The 15,076-nt window shown below is 67.3% G+C and carries 13 protein-coding genes; 8 read left to right on the top strand and 5 right to left on the bottom strand.

Features of this window, described 5'->3' with window-relative positions; translation table 11 throughout:
* Positions 1 to 376: 376 nt before the first annotated feature.
* Positions 377 to 1,096: a tryptophan 2,3-dioxygenase family protein gene (locus ACZ45T_RS15775; protein ID WP_468441461.1), complete on the top strand. Its 720-nt coding sequence runs from the start codon at positions 377 to 379 to the stop codon at positions 1,094 to 1,096.
* Positions 1,097 to 1,216: 120 nt separating this feature from the next.
* On the opposite strand, the gene ACZ45T_RS15770 is transcribed toward ACZ45T_RS15775, so the two are convergent.
* The gene (locus ACZ45T_RS15770; protein WP_468441459.1) at positions 1,217 to 1,717 is read right to left on the bottom strand and encodes a winged helix-turn-helix domain-containing protein; all 501 of its coding nucleotides are present in this window, start codon (positions 1,715 to 1,717) and stop codon (positions 1,217 to 1,219) included.
* A gap of 104 nt (positions 1,718 to 1,821) precedes the next feature.
* Complete coding sequence (locus ACZ45T_RS15765) at positions 1,822 to 2,049, bottom strand: MbtH family protein (protein WP_468441457.1); 228 nt, start codon at positions 2,047 to 2,049, stop codon at positions 1,822 to 1,824.
* Positions 2,050 to 2,602: 553 nt separating this feature from the next.
* On the opposite strand from ACZ45T_RS15765, the gene ACZ45T_RS15760 reads away from it, so the two are divergent.
* A complete protein-coding gene (locus ACZ45T_RS15760; protein ID WP_468441455.1) occupies positions 2,603 to 3,814 on the top strand; it encodes a cytochrome P450 in 1,212 nt (403 codons plus the stop codon).
* 128 nt (positions 3,815 to 3,942) lie between these two features.
* On the opposite strand, the gene ACZ45T_RS15755 is transcribed toward ACZ45T_RS15760, so the two are convergent.
* On the bottom strand, positions 3,943 to 5,577 hold the full coding sequence (locus tag ACZ45T_RS15755; protein ID WP_468441452.1) for a (2,3-dihydroxybenzoyl)adenylate synthase: 1,635 nt from the start codon (positions 5,575 to 5,577) through the stop codon (positions 3,943 to 3,945).
* A 105-nt stretch (positions 5,578 to 5,682) separates the two neighbouring features.
* On the opposite strand from ACZ45T_RS15755, the gene ACZ45T_RS15750 reads away from it, so the two are divergent.
* The 6 genes from ACZ45T_RS15750 to ACZ45T_RS15725 all read left to right on the top strand — a co-directional run bounded on the left by ACZ45T_RS15750 (position 5,683) and on the right by ACZ45T_RS15725 (position 11,405).
* Complete coding sequence (locus tag ACZ45T_RS15750) at positions 5,683 to 6,483, top strand: thioesterase II family protein (RefSeq protein WP_468441450.1); 801 nt, start codon at positions 5,683 to 5,685, stop codon at positions 6,481 to 6,483.
* Positions 6,480 to 7,226 carry an SDR family NAD(P)-dependent oxidoreductase gene (locus ACZ45T_RS15745; RefSeq protein WP_468441448.1) on the top strand — a complete coding sequence of 249 codons (747 nt, stop codon included), beginning with the start codon at positions 6,480 to 6,482 and terminating at the stop codon, positions 7,224 to 7,226. Before ACZ45T_RS15750 ends, ACZ45T_RS15745 begins: the two co-directional genes overlap by 4 nt.
* A gap of 50 nt (positions 7,227 to 7,276) precedes the next feature.
* Positions 7,277 to 8,533 (top strand): pyridoxal phosphate-dependent aminotransferase, encoded by a 1,257-nt coding sequence (locus ACZ45T_RS15740; protein WP_468441446.1) that lies wholly within the window; start codon positions 7,277 to 7,279, stop codon positions 8,531 to 8,533.
* Between the two features lie 74 nt (positions 8,534 to 8,607).
* A complete protein-coding gene (locus ACZ45T_RS15735; protein ID WP_468441444.1) occupies positions 8,608 to 10,176 on the top strand; it encodes a tryptophan halogenase family protein in 1,569 nt (522 codons plus the stop codon).
* Positions 10,177 to 10,210: 34 nt separating this feature from the next.
* Positions 10,211 to 10,750: a flavin reductase family protein gene (locus tag ACZ45T_RS15730; protein WP_468441442.1), complete on the top strand. Its 540-nt coding sequence runs from the start codon at positions 10,211 to 10,213 to the stop codon at positions 10,748 to 10,750.
* Positions 10,751 to 10,850: 100 nt separating this feature from the next.
* On the top strand, positions 10,851 to 11,405 hold the full coding sequence (locus ACZ45T_RS15725) for a winged helix-turn-helix transcriptional regulator (RefSeq protein ID WP_468441440.1): 555 nt from the start codon (positions 10,851 to 10,853) through the stop codon (positions 11,403 to 11,405).
* 70 nt (positions 11,406 to 11,475) lie between these two features.
* Here the strand turns inward: ACZ45T_RS15725 and ACZ45T_RS15720 are convergent, their stop codons facing one another.
* Together ACZ45T_RS15720 and ACZ45T_RS15715 are read right to left on the bottom strand one after the other, a co-directional pair.
* Entirely contained in the window at positions 11,476 to 12,813 is a 1,338-nt protein-coding gene (locus ACZ45T_RS15720; protein WP_468441438.1) for a class I SAM-dependent RNA methyltransferase, read from the bottom strand.
* A gap of 92 nt (positions 12,814 to 12,905) precedes the next feature.
* The gene (locus tag ACZ45T_RS15715; RefSeq protein WP_468441436.1) at positions 12,906 to 14,960 is read right to left on the bottom strand and encodes an APC family permease; all 2,055 of its coding nucleotides are present in this window, start codon (positions 14,958 to 14,960) and stop codon (positions 12,906 to 12,908) included.
* Positions 14,961 to 15,076: the final 116 nt, after the last annotated feature.

The raw sequence follows: 15,076 nt of genomic DNA, 5'->3' as shown, positions 1-15,076 counted from the left end.
TCGCAACCCGGCGCGTTCTTCCCGGGTCTCATATAGGTGTCACCGGTCGTCGGCCTGGCGGGCCCACCGGGACAGCCATCGCGCCGGGGTAACAGTCGTCGACGATGACACGCAGCTCTGCTGGCCAACCGGGCTGTGAAAGAACTCTTTCTCCGAAAGCTCACGGGGCCGCCGATCACTCCATGATGAGCCAGGGCCTGGCAACGCTGCTCCACTGACCGACCGGTTCGGCGCAGCCGTCGTACGGATGCCCCCGGTCACGGGCTGTCGGGGGCGACTCCGCGAGTCCGGCCGTCGCCTTCTTGCGCAGAACCTTTCGCGCCGACCGTAGGGGCGCGCCATACGCTCGAGTTCGTCACGGAGAGAGGGAATCAAAGTGACCGACGAACTGAAGTATCAGAACTACCTCGAACTTGATACTTTGCTGTCCCTCCAGAATCCCCGCTCTGCCGGATCTGCGGCCACGAAGTCCACGGTGCTGTCAGAGCAGTTCTTCATCATCGCGCACCAGGCGAGCGAACTGTGGCTCACGCAGATCATCGCCGACTTAGAGGCCGCCATCGATACGTTCACGACGACGGACGACACGTCCAACGCGGAATGGATCGTCGATCTCCTGCAGCGCGCCGGGGAACTCATGCGCCTGCTGAGCACTCAGCTGACCGCTCTCGACCGGTTGCCCCTGCGCGACTTCGCCATGTTCCGGAAGTTCCTCGGAACGGCGAGCGGCGCGCAGTCGAAGCAATTCCACCGGTTGGCGCACCTCATCGGCAACGCCGAGCAGGACGGTCCCCTGTACGAGTCGTTCGTCGCATGGGTGGCCAGGTCGGGGCACAGCATTTCCGACATGGCCCGGCGGGGTATCGAGGCGGACGTCTACTACCGGATCATCGAAGCGCTGCTCGACGTCGGCAACGGCTACTGGCGCTGGCAGGTGAGTCACATCAGCCTGATCACGCGGGTGATGGGCAACCATGCCGGTACCGGCGGCACACAGGGAGCCAACTACCTGATCAGCCACTGCACCCTTCCTTTCGCAGAGCTTCGTGATCTGCGCAGTCAGGCGCACATCGGTCTCAGCGTCGCGACGTCGTGACCGTCGCCGCCGGCGGAGCGCCCGCGTACTGAGTCATTGATTCGTCGGCGGTCCTTGCGCGGGTGGGTTGCACGATCGGCCGCCCACCTGCCCGACTGCCGACGAATCAACACCGGGGCGCTAGACGGGCTCGAGGACGAAACCACGGCCCCAGACGTTTCGGACCGCGAGGCCAACGAGCTGCAGACGTCGGCGCAACCGCATCACGTGCAGGTCCAAGGCGTTGCTGGACGAGCTGGAACCGGAATGTTCGAGAATTTCCCGCAATTCAGTTCGGTAGATTATCTCGCCGTACTGGGCCACCAGCGGCGCCAACATCTCACACTGCGTCAAGGAGAGCGTGACGGACGAGTCCTTGAAGTAGAGGATCCCTGCCGGATCCAGTACAGGCTTCGACTTGAGAACGGCCCGATCTGCCAGCTGGCGCAGTCGGGCCTGGAGGTCTTCCTGGACAATCGGCGGGCGCACCCAGTCCTCGTGGAGACTCAGATGCTCCGGCGGGGATGCGCCGTGCTCGACCACCAGAAGACAGAGATGCCCCCGCACCTTACATTGCTCGCGGATATTGCTTTCCGCGGGCCAGCGAACAAATTTGACCCGATCCTTCACATCTACCTTCACAGGTATCCCCCGCTTTGTTGAAATCGAGAAGTAGGGCTCGCAACCGCAGCGTTTTCCAGTCAGTCGGCCATCGAGGTGCCATCGGATCAGCACACCTCGTCAGGTCATGCCGACGCGCCGCCGTGTGCGGCCATCGCATCCCGCAGGCTCTTCGGCCGCATGTCCGTCCAGGCGTGTTCGATGTAGTCGATGGTCTTCGACCGAGCCGCCGGGCCGTACACGACCTGCCAGCCCTCGGGAACGGTGACGTCCTGCGGCCAGAGCGAGTACTGCTCTTCATCGTTGCGCAGTGCCAGATAGTTTCGGCTGTCGTCCTCGAATGCATTGGACATGCGTACGATCCCCTCATCGAGCAGAAATTTTCTGATACCTTCGAATAATGAACTGCAGTCATTCCGCATCCGGGCATCAGGTTCGATAGACGACCAACCTCCAAAAACACAGAAACTTTCTGGTCAATATTGAAGCGCCAGAATGCTTGCGACTGTAGGTTGGTACGGCACGCCCTGACTCCCCGAGATAACGATAATCCGCCAGTTGCCCCTGCCTCGGCCCCTGGAAGCGATATCGACATTAGCAGTCAGGCGTCACACCAAACAGATTCACTCCACATCCGTGCCCGTGCGTTTTGCATATTGACAGGACCCGTGCGACCTCTTCCACGGCGCGGCAGGCGGGCCCTGCCGGTGTGGACACGGCGGCCGGCCGGACGGCCGGGGGCCGGACTCCGCGGGGTGCGCGGTCGGCCGACGGACGAGGTTGCGCGCCGGCGGACGGGGGCCGGATCGCTCGGCCGCTCGCGACCGCCCACCGGGGCGGCCCGTGCCGGAAAGGAACGGGCAAGAGTCCGGGCAGCGGGCAGGGTGGACCTGTCACGATCACACAATGAGTCAGTCCGATCTCAGTCTTCGTTCCCTGGATCTCACCGATCCGGCCACTTTCATTGAGAACGACGTCCACGAGTTCTGGCGTGGAGTGCGTGCCGAACGTCCCGTCTACTGGCACGAACCCACGGACCGAAACCCTGGATTCTGGGTGGTCTCTCGATATGCCGACATCCAGTCGTTGTTCCACAACGCAGCCCTGACGTCCGTCAGGGGAAACGTCCTCGATGTCGTGCTGCGCGGCGACGACTCCGCGGGCGGGAGCATGCTGGCCGTCACCGACGGTCCGCGGCACCGGCGCCTGCGCAACCTCATGTTCAGTGCGTTCACGCCACGGGTCCTCGGCGAGGTCGTCGAGAAGGTCCAGCAGCGCACGACCGAGCTGGTATCGACGGTGGTCGGGCTGGACACGTTCGACTTCGCCGCCGAGGTCGCCGAGCAGATTCCGATGAACACGATCTGCGATCTGCTGTCCATTCCCCTTGCGGACCGCAAGAACCTGCTGCAGTGGAACAAGATGGCGCTGTCGTCAGGCCATGCCGACAGCAGTGAGCTCGATGCGCTCAGCGCCCGCAACGAAATCGTGCTCTATTTCATGGAGCTGGCGCAGGAACGGCGGGACAACCCCGGCAGCGACGTCATCAGCATGCTCGCGACCGCGGAGGTCGAGGGCCGCCGGCTCACCGTCGAAGAACTCGCCGTCAATTGCTACAGCCTTATTCTCGGCGGCGACGAGACGTCCCGGATATCGGCGATCTGCGCGGTGCTCGCTCTGATCGAGAATCCCGATCAGTGGCATGCCCTGCAGACGGGCGAAGCCTCTTTCGAGTCGGCAGCGGAGGAAATCATTCGCTGGTCGACGCCGGGGATCCACCTGGCCCGTACCGCCGTTGAGGATTTCGAACTCCACGGAAATACGATACGCAAGGGCGACATCGTCACGCTGTGGAACATATCGGCGAACAACGACGAGTCGGTCTTCGACGAACCGCGCCGCTTCAATGTGTCCCGCTCGCCCAACAAGCACCTCTCGTTCGGCCACGGCCCGCACTACTGCCTGGGCGCGTTCCTCGGCCGGGCGGAGCTTCGGGCGCTGCTGAGCGCCCTGGTGGCCCACGTCGAACGGATGGAGCTGCGCGGGACGCCCCGCCCCATCTACTCGAACTTCCTCACCGGTTACGAAAGCCTGCCGGTTCACTTCGAAAGCCGCTGACACGACAGACGGGGCAGTGACCGGTCCGCTCCGGTCACTGCCCCGCTGCGTCCCACCGAACAGCCCGGCGGGGGCCGGCATACCGCCGACCCCCGCCGTCACTCAAACCGTTCACGCCGTCATGCCGTTCACGCCGTCGAGGACACCTGGCTCTCACCGTGCGAAGCCTTCAGCGCCTTCTTGTCGATCTTGCCCACCGGAGTACGGGGGAGGTCGGACACGACGATCAGCTCGTCCGGCAGTTTGTAGGACGCCAGCCCGCGCGCGCGGATGTGGTCCCTGATCGTGCGCAGCGAGAGCGGCGCCACCGTGGTGTCCGCGTCACTGCCGAGAACGACGAACACGACGAGACGTTCGTCGAGATCGTCGTCCGGGATGCCGACCACCGCGGTGTCCAGGACCAGAGGGTGGGTCAGCACGTGGCCTTCCACCTCTTCCGCCGAGACCTTCTCACCCAGGTGGTGGATGATGTCCTTCAGCCGGCCCTCGATGATCACGTTGCCGTCGTCGGTCATCCGGGCCAGATCGCCGGTGCGGTAGAAGCCGTCCGCGGTGAAGGACCGGCTGTTGTGCTCCGGCGCGGCGAAGTAGCCGCGGATCGTGTACGGACCGCGGGTGAGCAGTTCACCGGTCTCACCGGTGGGGACTTCCTTGTCGTCGCCGTCGACGATCTTGACCTCGTCGTCCGGGCACACGGGCTTGCCCTCCGTACCGAAGACGACCTCCGGCGGATCGTCCAGGCGCGTGTGGGTGATCAGCCCTTCACCGATGCCGTACACGTTCAGGATGCGGCACCCCAGACTCGAGCTCACCCGCTCCGCGGCGGCGGGCCCGAACTTCGAGCTGCCCACCTGGATGGTCATGCGGCTCATGTCGACCGGGGTGGTGCGCGCCGCGTCCGCCCACAGCAGGGCCAACGCCGGCACCAGTGTCGTGAGGGTGACGCCCTCCTGCTCGATCAGCGGGAAGACGTGGTCGGGACTGGGGTTGGCGGCCAGTACGGCCTTTCCGCCGACGAGCAGCGCACCCAGCGCCCCCGGGCAGCCGAGTGCGGCGTTGTGCGGCACGGGGTTGGCCGCGAGGTAGACGCCGCTGTCATCGAATTCCACGACCTCGGCGCACGCGAAGATGTTGTACGCGTAGTCGTCGTGGGTCCGGGGAATCAGCTTGGGCACACCGGTGGTTCCGCCCGACAGCAGCAGCAGCGCCACCTCGGACGGGTCGACCGGCGCCAGTTCCCGTACGGCGGACCGGGCGATCTCGGACAGCGGCGTGAACTCCTGCGCCTCACCCGCGATCACGACGTGCCGCAGACCCGGCGCGTCCCGGCGGACCTCGCGGGCGAGGTTGCGGTAGTCGAAGCCCTGGAAGCGGTCCTGGCCGACATAGGCCACCGCGTCCGAGGAGCGGGCCAGGTGGAGGATCTCGTCGCGGCGGTGACCGGGCAGGGCCATCACGGGGATCGCGCCGATGCTGAACAGGGCGATGACGGTGGTCAGGAAGTCGATCCGGTTCGGCAGGTGCACCACCACCCGGTCGCGACTGGCGATGCCGAGTTCCAGCAGACCGGACGCGACGCGGTCCGCTTCTGCGACCAACTCCGCGTAGGTGATTCGGTTTGTCGCGTCCACGGCGGCTATCTTGTCCGGGTGGCGTCCGGCGCTGTCGGCGATCAGCTGCCGCAGCGAGACACCGCGCCAGTAGCCGGCACGGCGGTAGCGATCGGCGAAGCCGGTTGGCCAGGGCACGAACCCGTCCAGCATGTGTCCTCCTAGATTGCGACGCCTTCAGGTTCGGGCAAGAGCCCAGGTGCCGCGTCCGGCCCGACAGAGCTTTGACAGATTGCCGCGGGTGGGCCGAGGGTTTCGGTGAAGCTCGGTGGCGTGAATCGCTTACGAACGCGTGACCGAGGCTGGTTGCGGGCCCTCAACAGTGTGGAGGGCCCGGCTGACCGATTGGTCTGCTTTCCACATTCCGGTGGTTCGGCGGGGACCTATCGCGCCTGGTCGTCAGCGATGCCCGTGAACGTATCGCTGCTCGCTGTGCAGTACCCGGGGCACGCCGACCGGATGGCCGAAGCGCCCGCGAGCAGCGTGGCCGAGATCGGAGCACACGTCGCCGCGGAACTGCTGCAGCTGGAGCAGGCCCCCTGCGCCCTGTTCGGGCACAGTCTGGGCGCCCTGGTCGCGTACGAGACCGCGCGCGTGCTCCAGGAGAACGGCAGGCCCCCGCGCTGCCTGTTCGTTTCGGGCGCTCCCGCGCCGTGGCAGGCCGGTGGCGGGACCACCCATCGGGCCGGCGACGACGAGCTGTGGAACGCCCTGCGTGATCTCGGCGGGATCGATCCCGACATCGCGGACGACGCCGAGCTGCGGGATCTGCTGCTGCCGGTTCTCCGGTCGGACATCACGCTCAACGAGACCTACCGGCCCGCGCCGGACGCCGAACCGCTGCAGTGCGAGGTTCGCTGCTACTACAACACCGAGGATCCGCTGGTGGACGGAGCGCAGCTCGGTGCCTGGGCGGCAGTGGGAGACGGCCGGTTCAGCATGCGGGCCTGGCCGGGCGGGCACTTCCGGCTGCTCTCGGACCCAGCCGAGCTGATCGGCGACATCGCCGAGGTGGTCGCGTCCGTCGCGGCTGCCGCCGAGAGCGAGGCCGTGCGATGACCCTCGCCGGAAAGTCGGTCGTGGTCACCGGAGCGGCCACCGGCATCGGCCGCGGGATCACGGAAGCCGTGCTGAAGTCGGGCGCCAACGTGACCGTGGTCGGGCGCCGCGAGGAACCGCTGCGTGATCTGGCGGACCGCTACGGGGACGCCGTGACGGTGGTGGCCCAGGACGTCGGCGCACCCGGCGCCGCCGAACGGATCGTCGCCGCGGCGACGATGCGCTTCGGCCGGCTCGACGCAGTGGTCAACAACGCGGGTCTGGCCCGGTTCGGCAGGCTCGACGAGATCGACCCCGCGCTGTTCGACGCGATGTTCGCGGTCAACGTCCGTGCGCCGGCCGAACTGATCCGCTGCGCGCTGCCGCAGCTGCGGGCCAACCGCGGCAGCGCGGTCAACATCTCGTCGGTCGGCGGTGTGCTGTCCATGCCGGGGCGCTCCTTCTACGGTGCGACCAAGGCGGCCGTCAACAGCCTCACCCGCTCGCTGGCGAGGGAACTCGCCCCGGACGTACGGGTGAACGCCATCATGCCCGGCCCGGTGGACACCCCGATGTGGGACGAGACCGGTCTGGACGGGGCGGGTGTCGAACGGATGCGCGTCGATCTCCTCTCGTCGACTCCGATGGGCCGGTTCGGTGACGAGAGCGAAATCGGCCGCTGGGTGTGCATGCTGCTCGACTCGGAATTGTCGGGCTGGGTCACCGGAGCACTGATTCCCGTCGACGGCGGCCGCACCGCATAACAAGTCTTGCGATTCTGAACAACACTTCACGGAACAAAGGTGGTACGAGCGTGAGTCCAGACATCTTGTCCGTCGCCGGCTCCATTCCTTCGTCGTGTCTGCACCGTATTTTCCGGGCAGCGGAGAAGCGGGAGGAGGAGACCGGTGTCGAGGTGGTGAAGCTGCACGTCGGTGACCCTTATTTCAACCCGGCCGATAACGTTGCCGATGCGTTCGTCGACGCCGTGCGGCGGGGCGACACCAAATACACCGGCGTGGAGGGCCTGCCCGAGCTGCGCGCGGCCGTGGTGGAGAAGCTCCGTACGGACAACGACGTGGACAGCGCCGTTTCCCGGCTGCTGATCTCGCCCGGTTCGTGCCAGGGCCTGGCCGCCCTGCTGCAGTCGCTGGCCGAGCCCGGCGCCGAGATCCTCCTGCCCGAGCTGCACTGGCCGGTCCACCTCCAGCAGAGTCTGATCGCGGGCTTCCGGCCGGTGCTGTACCCGCTCGGCAAGGACTTCCGGCCCGACCCCGAGGCGATCGCGGCCGCCGCGACCCCGCGCACCCGGGTACTGCTGATCAACTCGCCGGCCAACCCGACCGGCGTCGTCCTGGACCGCGAGGAACTCGGCGCCCTGCTGGATCTGGCACGCAGCCGGGGCTGGCAGGTCATCAGCGACGAGGCCTACGAGCACTTCCTCTACGAGCGCGAGCACATCTCGACGGCTTCGCTCGAACGCGATGTCCCGGTCGACGAGCGCATCGTGCACAGCGTCTTCAGCTTCTCCAAGAGCTTCGCGATGACCGGTTACCGGCTGGGCTACGTGGCGCTGGCCAACGACCGGGCCGCCGATGTCATGAAGGTCGCGCAGGAGGCCAACATCATCGGCACCTCGACCCCGGTGCAGTACGCGGGGATCGCCGCCCTGGACAGCCGGGCCGAAGCGGCGGAGATCAACCGCAAGCTGGTGCAGCACAACAGGGACGTCGTGCTGTCACCGCTGGTCCGGGCCGGACTGCTGCGCGAACTGCCGGCCGGCGGCTGGTACGCGATGTTGGACGTGAGCCGGACCGGGCTGGACGCCGAGACGTTCGCGACGCGGCTGCTGGAGAGCAAGGGCGTCGCGGTCGTACCGGGCAACGGTTTCGCCATGCGTCCCGACGTCGACGACCAGGGTCGGATCCGTTCCCACGACTACGCGCCGTGGGCACAGCACCTGGTCCGGATCGCGTTCTGTGTGGATCCGACGTCGCTGGAGACCGGGGTGCGCAAGCTCCTGGAGTTCGTCGACGAATGTGGCGACGGCGGCCTCGCTTCGGCCGGATAGGCCGAAGACCACGGCGTGCGCTTGCGGTAGCCAGGACGGTTGAATTCGGGTCGGCACAAAGAAGTGAGGAAATAATGGCCAAGAGTGTTGTCATCGTCGGCGGCGGGACCTCGGGCTGGATGACCGCGTCGTATTTGAAGGCGACGTTCGGCGATCAGCTCGCGGTAACACTCGTCGAATCCAAGAACGTGCCCACGATCGGTGTCGGTGAAGCTTCCTTCAGCACGATCCGGCACTTCTTCTCCTATCTCGGTCTGTCGGAGAGCGACTGGATGCCGGAGTGTCACGGCACCTACAAACTGGCGATTCGCTACGACAACTGGCGAGCCAAGGGCCATCACTTCTACCATCCCTTCGAGCGGCCGCGCGTCGTGGAGGGCGTGTCCCTCGCCGACTGGTGGCTGCACAAGCGGCCCAGCGCGGACTACGACAAGGACTGCTCGGTGATCGCCGCGCTCTGCGACGCCAAGCGCGCGCCCCGGCAGCTCGGGGGAAGCCTGCTGGCGCTCGACGCCGGCGAGCACGAGGCGGCGAACGCCTCCCGGTCGACCATGGCCGAGCAGACCAGCCAGTTCCCCTACGCGTACCAGTTCGACGCGACGCTGCTGGCCAAGCTCCTCACCCGGTACACCACCGACCGCGGTGCCCGGCACGTGCTGGACGACGTGGTCGAGACCGTGGTGGACGAGCGCGGTTACATCACGCACGTACGCACCAAGGAACACGGCGACCTGACGGGCGATCTGTTCATCGACTGCACCGGGTTCCGCGGCATGCTGCTCAACAAGACCCTCGAGGTGCCCTTCCTCTCCTACCAGGACACCCTGCCGAACGACAGCGCGGTCGCCCTGCGCGTACCCATGGAGATGGCCGAGCAGGGGATGGGCCCGTACACGCGCGCGTCCGCACAGGAAGCGGGCTGGATCTGGACGATCCCGCTGGTCGGCCGGGTCGGCACGGGCTACGTCTACGCCAGCGACTACTGCACCCCGGACGAGGCCGAGCGCACGCTCCGCGAATTCGTGGGCCCCGCCGCGGACGACCTGACCGCCAACCACATTCGGATGCGGATCGGCCGGAGCGAGAACTCCTGGGTGAACAACTGCGTGGCCATCGGCCTCTCCAGCGGGTTCGTCGAGCCGCTCGAGTCGACCGGGCTCTTCTTCATCCAGAACGCCGTCGAGCAGCTGGTGAAGCACTTCCCCGGCGGCCGGGACGACGATCAGCTGCGCAAGTCCTACAACCGGCAAGTGGCCAACGTCATGGACGGCGTGCGGGAGTTCCTCGTACTGCACTACGTCGCGGCCAAGCGCAATGACAACCAGTACTGGCAGGACGCCAAGACCCGCAAGGTTCCGGACGGCCTGGCCGAGCGGCTCGAGCAGTGGAAGGTGAAGCTGCCCGACGCGGACACGGTCTTCCCCTACTACCACGGGTTCGAGCCCTACTCGTACACCGCGATGATCCTGGGCCTCGGTGGTCTCGACGTACGTTCGCTGCCCGGCCTGGCGCTGATGGACGACGTCGCCGCGACCAAGGAACTGCGAGCGGTCCGCGACCAGGCCGCGTCACTGGTCGAGGGGCTGCCCAGCCACTGGGACTACCTGTCCCAGGTCCACAAGCTGAAAGGGATGCGTTCCTGATCAGCTGTGCCGCCAAGCGAGGAGGTAGCGAACCATGCCGGATCCTGTAACTGGCACGGTGGCGCGAGCACTGGTCGACCCGGCGAAGTTCCGCTCTCTCATGACGACGCATCCGGCCGGAGTCGCCATCGTGACGACGACCGCGCCGGACGGCGAGCCGTGGGGGATGACCTGCTCGTCGATGTGCAGCGTCGCATTGCAACCGCCGACACTGCTGGTGTGCTTGCGCGCCGAAAGCCCGACCCTGGCGGCACTGCTCCAAGTTTCCGCGTTCGCGGTCAACTTGTTGCACGACCAGGCCGAGCCCGCGGCGAATCTGTTCGCCTCGGGCGCACCTGACCGGTTCGGACACGTCAAGTGGGTCCCGGAACCTGAATTCGGGCTGCCGCACCTGCTCGAAGACGCCCACACGATCGCGGACTGCCGCGTCAGCCAGACGCTGCCCGTCGGAGATCACGTCGTGGTCTTCGGAGAAGTGCTCCAGGTGGAAACACAGTCGACCAGGCAGCCCAGTCCGCTGCTGTACGGAATGCGGCAGTACGGGTCACTGAAGGTTTCCCACCCCGGTTCTTGACGTGCCGAGGCTCCTGTTCGTCAACTGCTGGTGAACTCACCGGTCGTTGACGAACAGGAGCCTCTTTTCCAGACGACTCCGACCCCCATGGGAGCTGACGGTGAGTAGCAATCTCTTGAGCACCGAGGACGGCGGACGTGTGGAGCCGACCCGCCCCGCCGGCCCGGCCGGCCCGAAGGCGCGGATCCCCGACTGCCCACTGGCACGCACGGTCACGGCCATCGGCCACTGGTGGACCCTGGAGATCCTGCACGAGGTCTTCGACGGCCACACCACGTTCGAGGCGATCCGCCGGAACCTGGCGACACCCGCCGACGTACTGGCGGACCGCATGGCCGACCTGACGGCGAGGGACCTCCTCGAAGCCGAGGACGCCACCTCGGAGGCCGACGGCCTGAAGTACCGCCTCACCGATCGCGGCCGCGCACTGCGCCCGCTCATCCTGGTCATGGCGGCCTGGGGCAATCACCAACTGGCGCCGGAGGACCGCAGCCTCATCCTGGTCAACGCCGAAACGGGCGCGCCGGCGGACCCGGTCGTGGTGGACCGCCTCACCGGCCGCCGGATCGACACCACCGAGTACGTCTTCGCCCAGGGCCCCAAGGCGAGCGACATGATCGCCGCCCGCTACCCGAAGATCCCGCAGCAACGCTGACGACCGCCCCGCGCGGGCAGGCTGCCCCGGTTCCCTCCCCCACCCCGCGGTGGCGGAGGGAACCGGCAGGTCAGGAAGCCTTGGAGATCGGCTCCAGGATCGCCACGCACTCCACGTGGTGCGTCATCGGGAACAGGTCGAAGACGCGCAGCGTGCGGACCTTGTAGCCGTTCTCCTTGAAGTAGCCCAGGTCGCGGGCCAGTGCCGCCGGGTCGCAGGCCACGTAGGCGATGCGGCGGGCGGACAGGCCCGCGATGTGGCGGACCGTCTGCTTGCCGGCGCCCGCGCGGGGCGGGTCCAGGACGACCAGGTCGCACTCGGTGATCCCGGTCTTCGGGAGGATCTGCTCGACCTTGCCCTGCTCGATCCGGACCCGGGGGAAGTCGGTCAGGTTGTGGCGGGCGTCCTCGACCGCGCGCTTCGTCGACTCGATGCCGAGGACCGCGCCGGTGTCGCCGAGCCGCTCCGCCAGTGCGCCCGCGAAGATGCCGACGCCGCAGTAGAGGTCGAGGGCCATCTCGCCCTTGCGCGGCATCAGGCCCTGCATGACGGCCTTGATCAGGGTGTCCGCGGCCTGCGGGTGGACCTGCCAGAAGCCGCCCATGCCCACGCGGTACGTACGGCCGTCCGCGCGCTCCCGGACGAAGGGGCGGCCGTGGACCCGGTGGACCCCGCCGTCCTTCTCCTCGACCCGGAGGACGGAGACCGGCTTGTCCAGCTCGACGAGCGGGAGGCGGCCGCCGGGGCGGGGGGTGAGGACCACCTGGCGGTCGCCGGAACCGGTGGCCGCGATGGCCTCGACCGTGGCCATCTGCGGCCAGTCCTGCTTCTCGATGCCCAGCTCGCTGACGCCCGGCGCCGCGATCATGCAGTGGTCGATCGGCTCGATGTCGTGCGAGCGGTGCTTGCGCAGTCCGACGATGCCGTCCTCGTCGATGGCGAACTGCACGCGCGTGCGCCACTGCGGGACCTGCCCGGCGGGCAGCTTGTCGCCCTCGGCCGGCATCACGGTGCCGTCCCAGCCGGCTTCCTCCGGGGTGAGCCCGGCGAGCCGCTTCAGCTGCTCGGCGACGACCTCGCCCTTGAGCCGGCGCTGGGCGCCGGGCTTGGCGTGCTGCCAGTCGCAGCCGCCGCACTTGCCGGGGCCGGCGTACGGGCAGGGGGCCGCCACGCGGTCCTTGGAGGCCTCCAGCACGGTGATCGCGTCGGCGCGCAGGTAGCGGGAGTCCTCGTCGCCCTCCGTGACCTTCGCGATGACCTTCTCGCCGGGCAGGGTGTGCCGGACGAACAGGACACGGCCGTCCTCGGTCCGGGCGATGCAGTGCCCGCCGTGTGCGACGGGGCCGACCTCGACCTCGTACTCCTCCCCGACCAGTGACTGCTTCTCGTTCTGCTCGGCGCTCGTCATGGTGGGGAGACTCCAAAAAACTGAAACGGGGAACGGCCGGACGACCGACCCACCAGTTTACGTGGATCTCGTCCGGCCGTTCACCAACCGGTTCAGCCCTTCGAGGCGGGCTCCTTGGGAGGCCGCGGGGTGTCCACCGGGCCACGGCGCACCGAGCCCGGGGCGTTCCATTCCTGGCGCTTCTTCGCCCGCTTCTTGGCGAGCTCCGAGGACTCCAGCTGGTACGGCACCGAGGTGACCATCACGCCGGGGGTGAAGAGCAGCCGGCCCTTGAGGCGCAGCGCGCTCTGGTTGTGCAGCAGGTGTTCGTACCAGCGGCCGACGACGTACTCGGGGATGTAGACGCTGACGGCGTCGCGCGGGTTCTCGCTGCGCAGGCCCTTCACGTACTCCACCACCGGGCGGGTGATCTCCCGGTACGGCGAGTCGAGGATCTTCAGCGGGACGTTGATCCCGCGGCGCTCCCACTCCTCGCGCAGCGCCTTGGTCTCGACCGGGTCGACGCTGATGCTGAGCGCCTCCAGGGTGTCCGAGCGGGTCAGCTTGGCGAAGGCCAGGGCGCGCAGCGTGGGCTTGTGGACCTTGGAGACCAGGACGATCGAGTGGACCCGGGAGGGCCGCACGCTGTCGTCGCTCGGGCCCTCGGCCGCGGCGATCTCGGCGGAGACCCGGTCGTAGTGCTTCCGGATCGCGCTCATCGTGGCGTAGAAGATCACCATGCCGAGCAGGGCGACCCAGGCGCCGTGGGTGAACTTGGTGGCGAGGACGACGACCAGCACCATGCCGGTGAAGAAGGCGCCGAAGGTGTTGATGGCCCGGGAGCGGTGCATCCGGCGCCGGGCGGCCTGGTCCCGCTCCGCCTTCAGATGGCGGTTCCAGTGCCGGACCATGCCGATCTGGCTCAGCGTGAAGGAGACGAAGACGCCGACGATGTAGAGCTGGATCAGCTTCGTCGAGTCGGCGTCGTAGATCCACACGAGCAGCATCGCGGCGCCCGCGAGCAGCACGATGCCGTTGGAGAAGGCGAGCCGGTCGCCGCGCGTGTGGAGCTGGCGCGGCAGGTAGCGGTCCTGGGCGAGGATCGAGCCGAGCAGCGGGAAGCCGTTGTACGCGGTGTTGGCGGCCAGGAAGAGCACGAGCGCGGTGGCCGCGGCGAGCACGATGAAGAGGAGGCTGCCCTTGCCGAACACGGCTTCGGCGACCTGGGAGATCACCGGGTTCTGCACGTATCCGTCGCCGACCGCGACGCCGTTCGCCAGCAGGTCCGTGGCGGGCTTCTCGGCCATCCGCACGTTGGTGGCCATGGCCAGGCCGATGATCCCGCAGAACATGGTGACGGCCAGGCCGCCCATGAGGAGGAGGGTCGTGGCCGCGTTCTTGCTCTTGGGCTTGCGGAAGGCGGGCACGCCGTTGCTGATGGCCTCGACGCCGGTCAGCGCGGCACAGCCGGAGGAGAAGGCCCTCAGCAGCAGGAACACCAGCGCGAATCCGGCCAGGCCCTGGTGCTCGGCCTTGATCTCCAGGTCCGCGGTGGGGGCCTTCATGGTGTCGCCGACGACGATGCCCCGCCAGGCGCCCCAGGCGATCATCACGAAGACGGCGCCGACGAAGACATAGGTCGGGATGGCGAAGAGATTCCCGGACTCCTTGACCCCGCGCAGATTCATCAGCGTGAGCAGCAGAATCATGATCATCGCCGAGAGCACCTTGTGCTCGATGACGAAATCGACGGCGGAGCCGAGATTCTCGACTCCGGAGGAGATGGAAACGGCGACGGTCAGGACGTAGTCGACGAGCAGGGCGCTCGCGACGGTGAGACCGGCCTTGGGCCCGAGATTGGTGTTGGCGACCTCGTAGTCACCGCCGCCGCTCGGGTAGGCGTGGACGTTCTGCCTGTACGAGGCGACCACGGTGAACATCAGCACGACGACCGCGGCGGCGATCCATGGGCTGAAGCGGTACGCCGACACGCCCGCGATCGACAGGACCAGCAGGACCTCGCCGGGGGCATATGCCACGGAGGAGAGCGGGTCGGATGCGAAGACGGGAAGGGCGATCCGCTTGGGAAGGAGTGTTTCTCCGAGGCGGTCGCTGCGTAGCGCCCGGCCGATCAGGATCCGTTTGGGCACGTCGGTCAGTTTGGACACGCAGAGGATCGTAAGCGTTCGAAATCAGCCTGACGAACCCCCCACCCCTTCAACCTGCAATCCCGCCGCATTTCCTCCCCGAGCGCACCACGACTGCGCCCCAAGGGACCACACTC

Source organism: Streptomyces sp. NPDC030995 (genome assembly GCF_055571215.1).
This window is presented reverse-complemented; position numbering and strand designations above follow the sequence as displayed.

Excerpts from the sequence above, each read along its gene's own strand:
- ACZ45T_RS15755 (WP_468441452.1), bottom strand. The coding sequence starts at position 5,577 with ATGCTGGACGGGTTCGTGCCCTGGCCAACCGGCTTCGCCGATCGCTAC.
- ACZ45T_RS15760 (WP_468441455.1), top strand. The coding sequence starts at position 2,603 with ATGAGTCAGTCCGATCTCAGTCTTCGTTCCCTGGATCTCACCGATCCG.
- ACZ45T_RS15730 (WP_468441442.1), top strand. The coding sequence starts at position 10,211 with ATGCCGGATCCTGTAACTGGCACGGTGGCGCGAGCACTGGTCGACCCG.
- ACZ45T_RS15765 (WP_468441457.1), bottom strand. The coding sequence starts at position 2,049 with ATGTCCAATGCATTCGAGGACGACAGCCGAAACTATCTGGCACTGCGC.
- ACZ45T_RS15720 (WP_468441438.1), bottom strand. The coding sequence starts at position 12,813 with ATGACGAGCGCCGAGCAGAACGAGAAGCAGTCACTGGTCGGGGAGGAG.
- ACZ45T_RS15745 (WP_468441448.1), top strand. The coding sequence starts at position 6,480 with ATGACCCTCGCCGGAAAGTCGGTCGTGGTCACCGGAGCGGCCACCGGC.
- ACZ45T_RS15735 (WP_468441444.1), top strand. The coding sequence starts at position 8,608 with ATGGCCAAGAGTGTTGTCATCGTCGGCGGCGGGACCTCGGGCTGGATG.